17 protein-coding genes are annotated in these 13,954 nt (G+C 41.0%); 8 read left to right on the top strand and 9 right to left on the bottom strand.

Annotation, left to right across the window (positions count from 1 at the left end):
- Positions 1-126: 126 nt before the first annotated feature.
- On the top strand, positions 127-768 hold the full coding sequence (gene pyrE, locus VXS03_RS11265) for an orotate phosphoribosyltransferase (protein ID WP_327763814.1): 642 nt from the start codon (positions 127-129) through the stop codon (positions 766-768).
- A 94-nt stretch (positions 769-862) separates the two neighbouring features.
- Here the strand turns inward: pyrE and slmA are convergent, their stop codons facing one another.
- The 3 genes from slmA to coaBC all read right to left on the bottom strand — a co-directional run bounded on the left by slmA (position 863) and on the right by coaBC (position 3,367).
- Complete coding sequence (slmA, locus tag VXS03_RS11270; protein ID WP_327763815.1) at positions 863-1,453, bottom strand: nucleoid occlusion factor SlmA; 591 nt, start codon at positions 1,451-1,453, stop codon at positions 863-865.
- 231 nt (positions 1,454-1,684) lie between these two features.
- On the bottom strand, positions 1,685-2,143 hold the full coding sequence (gene dut / locus VXS03_RS11275; RefSeq protein WP_327763817.1) for a dUTP diphosphatase: 459 nt from the start codon (positions 2,141-2,143) through the stop codon (positions 1,685-1,687).
- A gap of 9 nt (positions 2,144-2,152) precedes the next feature.
- Positions 2,153-3,367, bottom strand: coding sequence for a bifunctional phosphopantothenoylcysteine decarboxylase/phosphopantothenate--cysteine ligase CoaBC (coaBC, locus tag VXS03_RS11280; RefSeq protein WP_327763818.1), 1,215 nt, complete (start codon positions 3,365-3,367; stop codon positions 2,153-2,155).
- Between the two features lie 237 nt (positions 3,368-3,604).
- Between coaBC and radC the strand changes: the two genes are divergently transcribed.
- The 6 genes from radC (at position 3,605) to VXS03_RS11310 (ending at position 7,597) form a co-directional block, all read left to right on the top strand.
- Positions 3,605-4,279, top strand: a complete 675-nt coding sequence (radC, locus tag VXS03_RS11285; protein WP_327763819.1) for a RadC family protein — start codon at positions 3,605-3,607, stop codon at positions 4,277-4,279.
- Between the two features lie 171 nt (positions 4,280-4,450).
- Positions 4,451-4,687 (top strand): 50S ribosomal protein L28, encoded by a 237-nt coding sequence (rpmB, locus tag VXS03_RS11290; RefSeq protein ID WP_045039707.1) that lies wholly within the window; start codon positions 4,451-4,453, stop codon positions 4,685-4,687.
- Between the two features lie 13 nt (positions 4,688-4,700).
- Positions 4,701-4,868 carry a 50S ribosomal protein L33 gene (rpmG, locus tag VXS03_RS11295; RefSeq protein ID WP_005371942.1) on the top strand — a complete coding sequence of 56 codons (168 nt, stop codon included), beginning with the start codon at positions 4,701-4,703 and terminating at the stop codon, positions 4,866-4,868.
- A gap of 265 nt (positions 4,869-5,133) precedes the next feature.
- Positions 5,134-5,628, top strand: a complete 495-nt coding sequence (locus VXS03_RS11300; RefSeq protein ID WP_327763820.1) for a hypothetical protein — start codon at positions 5,134-5,136, stop codon at positions 5,626-5,628.
- Between the two features lie 22 nt (positions 5,629-5,650).
- The gene (gene mutM, locus VXS03_RS11305) at positions 5,651-6,460 is read left to right on the top strand and encodes a bifunctional DNA-formamidopyrimidine glycosylase/DNA-(apurinic or apyrimidinic site) lyase (protein WP_327763914.1); all 810 of its coding nucleotides are present in this window, start codon (positions 5,651-5,653) and stop codon (positions 6,458-6,460) included.
- Positions 6,461-6,592: 132 nt separating this feature from the next.
- Positions 6,593-7,597 carry an NAD-dependent epimerase gene (locus VXS03_RS11310; RefSeq protein WP_327763821.1) on the top strand — a complete coding sequence of 335 codons (1,005 nt, stop codon included), beginning with the start codon at positions 6,593-6,595 and terminating at the stop codon, positions 7,595-7,597.
- A gap of 32 nt (positions 7,598-7,629) precedes the next feature.
- On the opposite strand, the gene VXS03_RS11315 is transcribed toward VXS03_RS11310, so the two are convergent.
- Genes VXS03_RS11315 through VXS03_RS11330 form a run of 4 tightly spaced genes read right to left on the bottom strand, consistent with a single transcriptional unit; the run spans position 7,630 to position 10,793 of the window.
- On the bottom strand, positions 7,630-8,433 hold the full coding sequence (locus VXS03_RS11315; RefSeq protein ID WP_327763822.1) for a glycosyltransferase: 804 nt from the start codon (positions 8,431-8,433) through the stop codon (positions 7,630-7,632).
- Between the two features lie 18 nt (positions 8,434-8,451).
- The gene (gene coaD / locus VXS03_RS11320) at positions 8,452-8,940 is read right to left on the bottom strand and encodes a pantetheine-phosphate adenylyltransferase (protein WP_327763823.1); all 489 of its coding nucleotides are present in this window, start codon (positions 8,938-8,940) and stop codon (positions 8,452-8,454) included.
- A 6-nt stretch (positions 8,941-8,946) separates the two neighbouring features.
- On the bottom strand, positions 8,947-9,723 hold the full coding sequence (locus VXS03_RS11325; RefSeq protein WP_327763824.1) for a glycosyltransferase family 2 protein: 777 nt from the start codon (positions 9,721-9,723) through the stop codon (positions 8,947-8,949).
- 17 nt (positions 9,724-9,740) lie between these two features.
- Positions 9,741-10,793 carry a glycosyltransferase family 9 protein gene (locus tag VXS03_RS11330; protein WP_327763825.1) on the bottom strand — a complete coding sequence of 351 codons (1,053 nt, stop codon included), beginning with the start codon at positions 10,791-10,793 and terminating at the stop codon, positions 9,741-9,743.
- 89 nt (positions 10,794-10,882) lie between these two features.
- Between VXS03_RS11330 and VXS03_RS11335 the strand changes: the two genes are divergently transcribed.
- Positions 10,883-11,611 carry a 3-deoxy-D-manno-octulosonic acid kinase gene (locus tag VXS03_RS11335; RefSeq protein WP_327763826.1) on the top strand — a complete coding sequence of 243 codons (729 nt, stop codon included), beginning with the start codon at positions 10,883-10,885 and terminating at the stop codon, positions 11,609-11,611.
- Between the two features lie 3 nt (positions 11,612-11,614).
- Here VXS03_RS11335 and waaA read toward each other — a convergent pair whose 3' ends face one another.
- Positions 11,615-12,895, bottom strand: coding sequence for a lipid IV(A) 3-deoxy-D-manno-octulosonic acid transferase (gene waaA / locus VXS03_RS11340; RefSeq protein ID WP_327763916.1), 1,281 nt, complete (start codon positions 12,893-12,895; stop codon positions 11,615-11,617).
- On the bottom strand, positions 12,889-13,920 hold the full coding sequence (waaF, locus tag VXS03_RS11345; RefSeq protein WP_327763827.1) for a lipopolysaccharide heptosyltransferase II: 1,032 nt from the start codon (positions 13,918-13,920) through the stop codon (positions 12,889-12,891). The genes waaA and waaF overlap by 7 nt, the downstream gene beginning before the upstream one ends.
- Positions 13,921-13,954: the final 34 nt, after the last annotated feature.

A 13,954-nucleotide genomic window follows, 5' to 3' on the forward strand; every position in this document is an offset into this window, starting at 1 on the left:
TATCTAAAATTTATAGGCTATAGGAATAGTCATAAGTTTTAGCTGCAACAGTTTTACATTCTTCGCAATGTAAAGGTTGTGTCCATTTCAACATTGTAAAACACGAAAGTCGTTTAAGGAGCCACAATGAAAGCATATCAGCGTCAGTTCATCGAATTCGCCCTAGAGAAAGGTGTATTAAAGTTTGGTGAGTTCACTCTGAAGTCCGGCCGTAAGAGTCCGTATTTCTTTAATGCGGGATTATTTAATACTGGTCGTGATCTGGCACGTCTAGGCCGTTTCTATGCTGAAGCATTGGTTGACGCTAACATTGAATTTGATGTGCTATTTGGCCCTGCATATAAAGGGATTCCAATTGCAACGACTACGGCTGTCGCATTAGCAGATCATCATGATATCGATACACCTTATTGTTTTAACCGTAAAGAAGCGAAAAACCACGGTGAAGGTGGTAATTTAGTCGGCAGTGAACTCGAAGGTCGCATAATGTTGGTGGACGATGTGATCACTGCTGGTACTGCTATTCGTGAATCAATGGAAATCATTAAAGCGAACGGTGCTGATTTAGCGGGTGTGTTAGTCGCTATCGATCGTCAAGAAAAAGGCCAAAGTGAATTATCAGCGATTCAAGAAGTTGAACGTGATTTTGGTTGTGCAGTCATTTCAATTGTGTCGCTAGGCGATGTGGTAACGTATTTAAGTGAGCAGGCAGATATGGAGCAGCATCTTGCTGCTGTAACTGCATACCGTGTTCAATACGGTGTTTAATGACTGTTTAATCAGTGATTAAATATAAAAAAGCGAGGACCAATTGATCCTCGCTTTTTTTATGGTGTTTACTGATAAGTCGGTTGATTTAGGCTTAACCTAATTGACCGCTCAGTAATTGCCAGTAGTCATCAAAATTCTCAGTGGGCTTATATTTAAAGCTTGAGCGAACATAACGACTAAGACTTCCTTCAACTTGGCCTAAGAGCTGTGCTGCTAAAATAGATTCATCAATAGGAAAGCCTTTGCCTTCACGTAATTTACGTTCTTTCAATATTTGACGTAATTGTGATTCAACACGTTCAAATAATTGGTTGATACGTGATTGTAAGCGATCTTGTTCAAACATCAGTGCGTGGCCTGTCATGATGCGACTGAGACCGGGATTACGTTCACCAAACATTAAGATCAGTTGTAACACCATACGCAGACGAGTAAGGGTATCTTTTTCGTCATCAAGAATGCGGTTAATTCGGGTGGTAATTGAATCTTCGATAAATTCAATCAGGCCTTCAAACATCCGTGCTTTACTTGGGAAGTGGCGATAGAGTGCAGCTTCTGAGACCCCAACATTAGCCGCCAGCATTTTGGTTGTAATACGTTGGCTTCCTTGATTAGATTCCAACATATGAGCAAGACACTGAAGTATCTCTTCGCGGCGATTGCTTTTTTTGGTGCCAGCCATGAATTATCGTTCCTTTGCAAAATGAGACTGTCCATGGACAGCATGAAACCCGCCTATCTTAGCGATGCCATTGCGTCGTGAAAAGCGATCGATGGTAAATGTATGCAGTTTATCAGCAAAAAAAGCGCCACCGTCAAAAGTTGCGCTTTGTACTTGATCGTTATCGGTTATTTTATCATCAAAACCATTTTATGCGCCAAGGGCATAATTGGTATATTGACAATGGTGGCTTTATTTTGTGCCTGAATGACCGAAACCGCCTTCACCACGATGACTCGCGTCATCAAAATCCGTCACAATATTAAATTGCGCTTGTACTACCGGCAGGAAAACTAGTTGTGCAATACGATCGCCAGGCTCAATAGTAAAGGTGGTATCACCACGGTTCCAAACGGATACCATCAATTGGCCTTGGTAATCAGAGTCAATCAGACCGACAAGGTTTCCTAAAACAATACCATGTTTATGACCAAGACCTGAACGCGGTAAAATTGTAGCCGCTAGATGAGGGTTACCAATATGAATGGCTAACCCTGTAGGTACAAGGTGAGTTTCACCAGGGGCGACGATTAATGCTTGATCAAGACATGCACGTAAATCTAGCCCTGCTGAACCTGTTGTTGCATATTCAGGTAATGGAAACTCTGTTCCAACGCGTGGGTCAAGAATTTTAAGATCGATAGTATTCATAATTATGCTCTAGTGCGTGACATGTTGATAAAGGCTAACAATTTCGGTAAGCAATTGCTGACCAAGATCAGTTTTAGAGGCTAATGGTAATGTTTTATCGCCATTAGGCCAGTATAAATGTAAGGCGTTATTATCACTGTTGAAGCCTTGCCCTTGGACAGATACGTCGTTGGCGCAAATCAGATCGAGGTTTTTATTGGCTAATTTACCACGAGCATAATGTTCAACATTTTGTGTTTCAGCCGCGAAACCGACAGTAAAGGGACGGTTTTCAGTAAGAGCGGCAACACTGGCAACGATATCTGGGTTTTTCACTAGTTGAATGACCATTTCATCATTGCCGTCTTGTTTTTTCATTTTTTGCTGGGCGACATGCGCTGGACGGAAATCGGCAACCGCGGCACAGGCAATAAAAATATGGTTATTTATTGCTTGCTCTAATGCGGCTTGATGCATCTCTTGAGCGCTATTGATGTTAATACAGGTGACGCCATCAGGAACGGCTAAGTTAACAGGACCACTAATTAAGGTCACGTTTGCACCACGTTGTGCGGCAACTTGTGCGACGGAATATCCCATTTTACCTGAACTGTAATTACTCAAGTAACGTACAGGATCAATGGCTTCGCGTGTTGGGCCGGCAGTGATAACAATGTTTAGACCACTAAGATCGGCTGGACGGAAAAAATTTTCACAGTGATGGACTAATTGCATCGGTTCTAACATTCGCCCTGGGCCAACATCGCCACATGCTTGTTCACCGCTGGCAGGCCCCCATAACATCGCTCCACGTCGTTGCAGAGTAACAAGGTTCTCTTGCGTGGCGACATTACGGTACATCTGTTGATTCATTGCAGGAGCGACGGCAATGGGCGCATCCGTAGCTAAACACAGTGTTGAGAGTAAGTCATTTCCCATACCAGCACTGATACGTGCGATTAAGTCTGCGGTTGCAGGTGCCAGTAAGATTAAGTCAGCCCATTTAGCTAATTCAATATGTCCCATTGATGCTTCAGCTGAAGGATCTAATAAGCTACTTGAAACGGGGTTTCCCGATACAGCTTGCATCGTTAATGGTGTAATGAATTCTTGTGCCGCTTTAGTCATGACGACTTGAACTTGTGCGCCGCGTTCAATTAAACGACGAGTCAGTTCTGCGCATTTATAGGCAGCGATACCGCCGCTAATGCCGAGAAGGATTTTTTTTCCTGCCAGAGTTTGCATGGTTTTGCCTGTGTTTAGATGCCAATAAATTTTGCAGACACGATAGCATCAAACGTATTAACGGTCATTGACTGCAATTCATCGTTTTATCTTTAGAGGTGATCATTTCGAGGTTCTGTTGCTGTAATAAGAAGCGTTAGGCATAAACTTTGGAGATGCTTTCAAGGAACACTGGTCATTAGGTTGTATAAAAGCGAAGGCCTGTTTTGCTAATAGTTGATCAAAATAGGAGGAAATATGTCGCTTAAGCAATTGCCATTAGCCTCTCGACCACGAGAAAAATTATTATCTCATGGTAGTGATGCGCTGACTGATGCCGAATTACTGGCTATTTTTTTACGTACTGGCATCAAAGGAATGAATGCGTTGGAATTGGCGACGTATTTGTTACAAGAATTTGGTTCATTACGCGCTTTACTTGCGGCAGATAAAGAAGCTTTTTGTCAGGTTAAAGGTTTAGGCCCAGCGAAATTTGCACTTTTAAAGGCTGTTTTAGCGATGGGAGATCGATATTTAGAAGAAATTTTAAAAAAAGATAATGCGCTCACAAACCCACAAAATACTCGTCAATATTTAGTTAAAAAATTACGTCATAAACAGCGCGAAGCCTTTTATATCCTATTCCTAGACAATCAACACCGAGTGATTACGGGGGAGGTATTATTTGAAGGAACGCTTGATTGTGCGAGCGTTTACCCACGTGAAGTTGTAAAAAGATCGTTAGAACTTAATGCAGCCGCGTTAATTTTAGCGCATAATCACCCATCAGGCGTTGCTGAACCTAGTCAGGCTGACCATCGAATAACCCGCAAGATCAGCGATTCGCTGGCTTTAGTCGATATTCGTGTTCTGGATCATTTTGTTGTCGGTGAAGGGGATGTTATTTCCTTTTCCGAGCGCGGTTGGCTATAAAATAGACAATTATCGAAAAAAAAAGTGAGAAAGGATCTGCTCGGGACTTGAGCAACTGGTTTTGACTTAGTATAATGCGCGACCTTTGATAGCTGTGGTTATATGTGAAATTGTATTTCGCATTAAATTTCCATGGTAGATATCGAGCGAAACGATTTGGAGAAGACAGTAATGTCCCGAGTATGCCAAGTAACTGGTAAGCGTCCTGTAACGGGTAACAACCGTTCACACGCACGTAATGCCACCAAGCGTCGTTTTCTGCCGAACCTGCAAACTCATCGTTTCTGGGTAGAAAGCGAAAAACGCTTCGTTAAACTACGTCTTACTGCTAAAGGTATGCGTATCATTGATAAGAAAGGTATTGATACCGTTCTTGCAGAGATGCGTGTCCGCGGCGAGAACGTTTAGAGGAATTTGAACAATGGCTAAAGGCATTCGTGAGAAGATCCGTCTAGTATCATCAGCTGGTACAGGCCACTTCTACACTACCGACAAGAACAAGCGCAACATGCCAGGCAAATTTGAGATCAAGAAATTTGATCCAGTAGTTCGCCAGCACGTGCTTTACAAAGAAGCTAAAATCAAGTAATTGATTTTTTAACTCTTTGATAAAAACCCAGCCTAGCTGGGTTTTTTTATATTTAAAATTTAGCATTCTTTTCCTGCTTTCCTGCTTTCCTGCTTTCCTGCTTTCCTGCTTTCCTGCTTTCCTGCTTTCCTGCTTTCCTGCTTTCCTGCTTTCCTGCGGTAAATTTTATTCTCGTCATTAAACAATAATCTAATTGTTTGTTGTTATTGATGATGGCAATGTTATCTTAACCCGCATCAATAAATACGCATAGGAGCGCCTGAGCATGCGGTTAACGCGACGTGGGTGGAATAACGTTATCATCATTGGTGTTTTAGTTTTTATCGCTGTCATACAGCTGCCAGAGCTTATTCGTACTCGTTTAATAACATCTACCACGCCAGTGCCATCATCAACGGTGATCCCATTATTTGCGCAAGATCGTATTATTCAACGCTTATTGTTACCAGCAATCACTTTTCAGCATGCTGATACAGGGTGGAAAAGCCAACCTGTGGTGACGTTTGATATCGCTAGTTTGATTATGCACTGGCAAACATTGAAGGGGACATTGGTAAGTGAGCAACAGTTGGCTGCTCTAAAAAGCCAGCTGACAACACCGCACACGATTGAAGTGTGGTTGGTTGGTCATGCTCAGCCGCAACGAATCACTGCCTATCAATTCCCTTCTTTTTGGTTGTTTAATAACGGTAATGGACAGTGGTTGGCGGTAACGGTTGATGCTGATTTTCTCTTTCCACCATTATCGTCAAAACTATAATGATTATTGGAGCAAGATAACGATGCCTGAATTACCAGAAGTGGAAGTGACCCGTATGGGGATCACTCCCCACGTTGTTGGACAAACGGTGACAAAAATAATTATTCGTAATGCCCGTTTGCGCTGGCCAATTCCCGATGCGATTAAAAGTCTTGAGGGCCAAGTGATTCGAAAAGTCACGCGCCGAGCAAAATATTTATTATTAGAAACGGATATTGGCTATGCGATTGTCCATCTTGGTATGTCGGGTAGTTTACGTATTTTACCTGTGGGCTCTGCTGTAGAAAAACATGATCATGTCGATGTGGTTTTAGGCAGTGGTGAAATTCTACGTTATAACGATCCTCGTCGCTTTGGGGCATGGTTATGGCAACAAGCAGGAGAAAGTCATGCAGTATTAGAGAAGATGGGCCCAGAGCCGCTCTGTGACGATTTTAATGTGGATTATTTAGTGGCGAAGGCCAAAGGAAAGCGTAAAGCAATTAAATTACTGATTATGGATAATCACATTGTGGTTGGGGTCGGCAATATTTATGCCAATGAATCACTCTTTGCGGCAGGTATTGATCCACAGTCTCCCGCAGGAAAAGTCTCATTTCTAAAATTACAGTTATTGGTCAGTGAAATTAAGACGGTTCTTAAAAAAGCAATCGCTCAAGGCGGCACAACGTTAAAAGATTTTAAAAATGCCGATGGTAAGCCTGGGTATTTTGCTCAAGAGTTGCAAGTCTATGGTAAAGGAGGTCAAGCTTGCCCTCGTTGTGGTGAGCCTTTAACCGATATAAAACTTGGCCAAAGAGCCACTGTTTTTTGTGGTAAGTGTCAGAATTAAATCAATTGTCTAGTGAGTTTTCGTTAACGATGGGTTCATTTTTATTGAGCAAAATAAAACGTAAACATTGTTATCATTAGTACGTAATTTATAAAATAGATAGCATATTGATGCTATACTAAGGGCTGAAAAATGAAATATTTAGTGACCGGTGTTGCTGGTTTTATTGGTAGTGCTGTTACTGAGCGCTTATGTCAACAAGGCCATCAAGTCATTGGTATCGATAACCTTAATGATTATTATGACGTGGCACTTAAACACGCACGTTTAGCTCGTATTGAGCACCCAAATTTTACCTTTATTGAAATGGATCTTGCTGATCGTGAAGGGATCGCGGGCTTATTTACTGAGCATCAATTTAATCGAGTTATCCATTTTGCTGGTCAAGCGGGTGTTCGTTATTCAATAGATAATCCAATGGCTTATGGTGACAGTAACTTAATTGGCTATTTGACTATCCTTGAAGGCTGTCGTCACAATAAAGTCGAACACTTGATTTATGCATCATCTAGTTCTGTGTATGGCTTAAATCAAAAAATGCCTTTTGATACCGCTGACAGTGTTGATCATCCGGTATCTTTATATGCGGCAACTAAAAAAGCCAATGAACTGATGGCACACAGTTATTCCCATCTTTATGGCATTCCAACCACGGGTTTACGATTCTTCACGGTTTATGGTCCGTGGGGTCGTCCAGATATGGCGTTATTTAAATTTACCAATGCGATTATGGAAGGCAAAGAAATTGATATTTATAACAATGGCAATATGAGCCGCGATTTCACTTATATCGACGATATTGTTGAAGGTGTAATGCGAATTCAGGATGTGATTCCACAATCTAATCCAGAGTGGACAGTTGAAGCTAATTCATCAGCAACCAGCTCTGCACCATACCGTATTTATAATATTGGTCATGGTAGCCCGGTTAAATTAATGGATTATGTTGAAGCTTTGGAAGAATCATTAGGTGTTGAAGCGAAGAAAAACTTTATGCCCATGCAGCCGGGCGATGTTTACATGACGTATGCTGATACTGATGATTTATTTGCAGCAACGGGGTATAAGCCTGCGGTTGAAGTAAAACAAGGCGTACAGGCTTTCGTTGAGTGGTATCGTGCGTATTATCAGCTATAGTCGGGAAATTAAGCCTCGAGAGGCTTAATTTATTATGCTTTATTGATACCATTAGCACAGGCAACAATATTATTTTCTTTCTTTTTTAAAAATAAGTTACGGCCATTTTGATTAGGTGGCTGAGTTTTATGGTTGAGGTGGTATTGACGACAACGACCTAGATAACCGCGCGGTGTTAATCCAATTTGTTCTATACGCCATAATAAATCGATATCTTCATAGCCCCAGCCCTCAAAGTCTTCATCAAAACCATTGATTTTTAGTAAGGACTCTCTACTCATTGCGAGATTAGAACCAAATCGAGTTAAATTCGGCTTTAATTTTTTTACAATGGGTAGTGACCAATCCGGAAAATAAATGGCTTGTTCTGGTTTTGACACATTACCACGTATTGATTGTAATAAAAGGTAGCATGTGTTTTTTAGCTGAGTGGCAGGTAAAGTTCCATTTCTAATATCTTGAGACAGTTTTTCTTTTAAGTAAACGCGTATTCCGACGGTGTAATGGTTCAGAGAGGCGAGATGGTGGTGATCCTCAATAAAATTTATGGCCGGGATACAATCGCTATCAGTGAATATGATGTAGTCAGCGGTGCTGGATACCAGTGCTTTATTGAGAATAGCTGCGCGTCTAAACCCTTTATCCTCATGCCATATATGACGAATAGAGAAAGGAGCATGCTTAAATTCAGTTAATAAGTTAGCAAGCTCATCCGTTGAACCATCATCTGCAATACAGAGGCTGAAATTATCATTTGTTTGGTTCTTAAATCCTTCAAGAACCAGTTTTAGATCTTCCGTATTGTTGTACGCACTCATAATAACTTCGATATTCATAAAGTTAAAATCCTTGAATTATTTTGCACTAAAGAGCTTATGTTTAAGAACTTTGACTACATGTTGTGGTACAAATTGACTTACATCCCCTTTATGGAGCGCGACTTCTTTAACAATGGTTGATGAAATAAATGAATTTTCTTCAGCTGGCGTTAAAAAGACCGTTTCAAGCTCAGGCATCAAACGACGATTCATATTAGCGAGTTGAAATTCATATTCAAAATCGGACACCGCTCGTAACCCACGTACTAAAATATTAGCATGATGCTCTTTGGCAAAATTTACAAGTAGACCTGAAAAACCAACAATTTCAACATTGGTTAAATGGGCTGTAATTTGCTGAGCCAGCTCTACTCGCTCTTCTAAACTGAATAACGGCTTTTTGCTAGGGTTGAAAGCGACACCAACAATGACATGATCAAACATTGCAGCTGCGCGCTCGATAAGATCAAGATGACCGTTAGTGATTGGATCAAAAGTGCCAGGGTAGATAACGCGAGTTGTCATAATGGGTTACTTATTTTGTTTAAGGTAAAGGCCAAGATATTTATTTAGTACATATTGCGCATTAATACAGGCAATAATAAAACCATGTTTACCATCAAGGAAGCCTTGTTTGATAAAATAGGTACGTATAAAGCTAAAAAGCGCATGTCCAATAGCTGATGCTACAGAAGTTTTTTTTCCTTGTAAGTGCTTTTCTTTTGCCCATAGTTCGGCATATTTTGATTGTTTTTTTTGGAATTCGAAAAAATCATCAAAGGTATAATGTTCTAAGTTTCCGACGATTTTTATTACTTGGCAGCTAGAAGGAATTATTACGGATTCATGTACCTGAACATTATTATAGTGGGTTTCTTGAGGGCGATATAACCGTACAATCCAATCTGGGTGCCAGCCAGCGTGGCGAATAAATTTTCCAAACGCAGTACTTAAACGATTAACGCTATAAACCACATTATGTTGATTATCTTGCAATACATTTTGAATTGATTGTTTTAGCTCTGGTGTGACACGTTCATCAGCATCGAGCCATAATACATAGTCACTGCTAACATATTGTTGAGCAAGTTGGCGTTGCCTACCAAACCCAGGCCATGGTGTATTGACATAAAACTTGTCTGTATAGCGACGAGCAATAGTTTCTGTTTCATCTGTGCTGCCTGAGTCTAGAATAACTATTTCGTCGACCCAGTCTTTAACTGTGTCTAAACAAGCTGCAAGATGTTTAGCTTCATTTTTAACAATTAATGCAACACCAAGTGTCGGTTTGTGTGCTGATACGCTCATGTGTTTTCCTTTGAAGCTTATGACATCGGTGATGATAACGATAGAATGAGATCAAGTTTTTCTCTGACCATCGCAACACTAATTTGCGGCATGATATAGCTCCCTTTGACGCGTGCTCCCCATGGTAACTCACCTAATGGTTTACCGTAATGTTGTTCTGCGACTTGTTGATAAACACTAACAGTATATGGCTGTGATAAATATGGTCCGGTACGCGCTGGATTGCTATGGCCATAAAGTCCAATGACGGGTGTGTTTTGGGTGGTTGCTAAATGAGCTGGACCTGAATCTGGTGCTAACACCACGGTTGCTGCGCGCAATAATGCCGTAAGTTGTAATAATGTTGTTTTGCCAATTAAATTGATAATTGGTGCATTACTGAGGCTAGTAATGTGTTGGCCTAATTGTTGCTCACGTTCACTGGGTGAGCCGCAAAGTATAATGGATAAGCCTTTGGTTGCCGCATAATCGGCAATAGCTGCATAACGTTCTGGAAGCCAATTACGTTCATCTTTACTGGCGGCGGGTGAGATCACTAATGTTGGTTGTTGAATATATTGTTCAGCAATACTGTTATCTTCAGCAGTAAGTGGAATATTCCATTCTGGCGCAGAAAAGGGAACACCAATGTAACGCGCAAAATCAGCCATATTATCGAGTACATGAACACTGTCAGTATTGGGTAAGTGCTTATTAGTAAACAACCATTGGCCTTCTTTGGTGCGATTTTTACTAAACCCAATACGATACTTAGCTTTAATACCTAAAGATAGTACACTTGCACGTAGGGCAACTTGCATATCTAACAGCGCATCGAAACGGTGTGATTTCAGTTGTTGCCAAACCTGTTTAATGCCATGCCAGCCAGCTTTTTTATCAAAACTGATCACCTTAATATTGGGTAATGCATTGATTAGCTGAGCCTCAACTTTACCAGTAACCCAAGTGATTTCAGTCGTTGGCCACTGGTGTTGGATAGCTTGAACAACCGCAATCGCATGGCATACGTCACCAATAGCTGATAAACGTAAAATACAAATTGAACGTGGTGGCGTTGAGAATAGAGCCATGAGATTACCTTATTAAAAGTGGTCGGTGAATTATGCCGCTAGCCATTGAAATTGTAAAATATTCAACAATAAATGCGAGAGAGGCTGTAGTGCAGGAAATTATCAGTAACAACCAGGCCATTTGGTTTGATAGCGATTATCTAAGTGCAGATCCGCATGGTTGCTTTGATATTGAGTATTGGCGTCAGCGTGATGCAGTTATTGGTTCCGCCGAGGGGCGTGGTACAACATGGTTTGTTGCCGATGAAAAACTGGAGATGGCATTACGTCATTATCATCGTGGTGGGCTGTTTGCTAAAGTGAATAATGACAGCTATTGGTTCTCTAATTGGCATACCACTCGCAGTGGGGCAGAGCTCGCATTATTAAAATTATTACGTGATGGTGGGGTTAATGTGCCACGTCCCGTAGCTGCGCGTGCAGTTAAAAAAGGTCTGACATATAAAGCAGATATTTTAGTGGAGAAGGTTGCCAATAGTCGTGATTTAGTGGCATTGCTACAAAGCCACACCGTCGCGGCAACAGTGTGGCATGATATTGGTCAAATGATCGGTAAGATGCATGATTTGCAAGTCTGCCATACCGATTTAAATGCTCATAATATTTTATTAGACGATAGTCAGCGCCCATGGCTGATTGATTTTGATAAATGTGATTGTCGCGACGGCGATGATTGGAAAGTCGAGAATTTGGCACGTTTAAAGCGCTCTTTTCTCAAAGAAGTCGATAAACGTGCGATTAAGTGGTGCGAAGATGATTGGATTGCTTTGTGTGATGGCTATGCACATAAAAATCAACTTCGTATTACCATCAGCTAAGCGTTAATCATCGGCTAAGTAATGGCTAATATTGGTAATAGTTTTCTTCACTGCACCTTGGTTTTCAAGTACGATCTTTTGACCCTGTACGCCCATTTTTTGTTGGCGCTCGGGATCATTAAATAAGATTATGATTTGTTGTGCGAGTTGGTGACTATTTTGACAAATTTCAATTGCACCTGCAGCCAATAGTTGTTGAGTAATATCTTCAAAATTATAAAAACTTGGGCCGGTAATGGCTGGTTTCGCCACCGCTGCTGGCTCTAATAGATTATGTCCACCCACTTTTTCACCAACTAAACTTCCCCCCATAAAAGTTACATCAGCAGTAGCCAGCATGACTAACATTTCTCCCATCGTATCTGCGAGGTATAATTGAGTGTTCGCTTTTATTGGTGTGGTGTCAGTACGGCGATGGACTTGTAAACCTTGCTCTATTGCCAGTTTAGCTACACTGTCAAATCGTTCCGGGTGGCGAGGCACAATAATTACCATCGCATTAGGATATTGTTGAAGCACTGTTTGATAGGCATCCAGTACTTGTTCCTCTTCACCTTGATGAGTGCTCGCTGCGACAAAAATCGGGCGTTGATTACCGAGTTGTTGGCGCAGTTGATGTGCTTGCTCAAAAACAGTGTCAGCAATACTGATGTCGTATTTGATTGAGCCAGTAACCGCGATTTGATGTTGTTGCGCACCAATGTCGATAAAGCGTTGAGCATCATCATCATGTAAACACAATATTTTATCTATTTTCTTGAGTAATTGATGAGTGAAGAAACTAAATGAGTGATAGCGCTTAGCTGAGCGCTCGGATAAACGCGCATTAACAATAATCGTTGGAATTTTTTGATTGTGAACACAGCTTAAGGTATTGAGCCATAATTCTTTTTCAACGATCAGGAATAGTTGAGGCTTAATTGTTTTTAAAAATCCTCTTACACACCAAGCAAAATCAATTGGCATATAACGATGTTCAACTAATTCGCCTAATTTAGCCACTTGTTCAGCACCAGTGCTGGTGGTGGTTGTTACCACAATAGCTTGTTCAGGATAGGCTTGTTTAAGTGCTTTGATAACCGGTACGATCGCAATAGCTTCACCGACTGACGCTGCATGAATCCAAATAGGAGCCGTTGTGGTCGTGAGTCGAGGGGTCAGGCCGAAATGTTCTTTCCAACGAGTACCAAAATTGGGTTTGCCTGGTTTGGTTCGGTACAGCCCCCATAATAAGATGGGAGCAATCAAGGTTAACAATAAGGTATATAAAGTTCGAATCATAATGTCTGTAAATTACTAATAGCGGTGATGACTTGTTGTGGTGAAATCTCAGTCATACATTTATTATGTTTAAGTGGACATTCACGTTTAAAGCACGGTCGGCAGCTGATATCAGTGTGTAGAATAACTTTTTTATCAGTCAGTGGTGGAGTGTAGTTAGGTGTTGTTGGTCCATAAAGCGCGACAACATTACATTGAACCGCTGCGGCAACATGCATTAAACCTGAGTCATTACCAACGACAGTGCGACAAAAAGCCAGTAGGTCAATCACATCTGTTAACGATGTTTTTCCTGCTAAATTATGGCAATACTGTTGTGCTTCAAGGGGTAAAGATTGCTTTATTTGATTGGTAAGCTTGTTCTCATTTTCAGACCCAAATAGTAAAATATTACAGCCCGTTTCGATAAGACTTTTAGCAACTGAAGTGTAGTGATCTATTGGCCAGCATTTAGCTGAACCGTAAGCGGCTCCTGGGCAGAGTGCAATGGATGTACGAGTTTGGTCAACGTTAAATTTTTCAAGTACTTGTTGTTGATTGTTAGTGTCAACAGTTAGCGCTGGGAATGGCATATCTGTTAAGCAGCCTGAACCAGTCATTGTCGATGCAGGGTGTGCTAATGCAATGTAACGCTCGATCATTAAATTGAATGATTTTTTGTTATTACGTAAATCATTAAGTAGTCCATAACGCATTTCACCTTTCCAGCCAGTACGGTTTGGAATGCTAGCGAAAAACGGGATCAAGGCTGATTTTGCTGAGTTTGGTAGAATATAAGCGTGATCATAATGGTCATCACGTAAGATCTTGCCTAATTGATAGCGAGCAAAGAAATTAAAGTCACCATGACCAATTGGCATTTCAATTGCCTTGTTGATCTCGGGCATACGTGCCAATACGGTTTTACACCAGCCTGGTGCCATTACATCAATGATACAATCAGGATGTTGTTTTTTTAAATCAATATAGAGGCATTGTGACATTACCATATCGCCAATCCACGATGGCCCAATGATGAGTATATTCATAAATTTATTTCAAATTATATTTAAATTTTGTCCA

Origin of the sequence: Photobacterium sp. S4TG1, from assembly GCF_036040035.1 — a bacterium.
In the GTDB taxonomy this organism is placed as follows: Bacteria; Pseudomonadota; Gammaproteobacteria; order Enterobacterales; family Vibrionaceae; genus Photobacterium.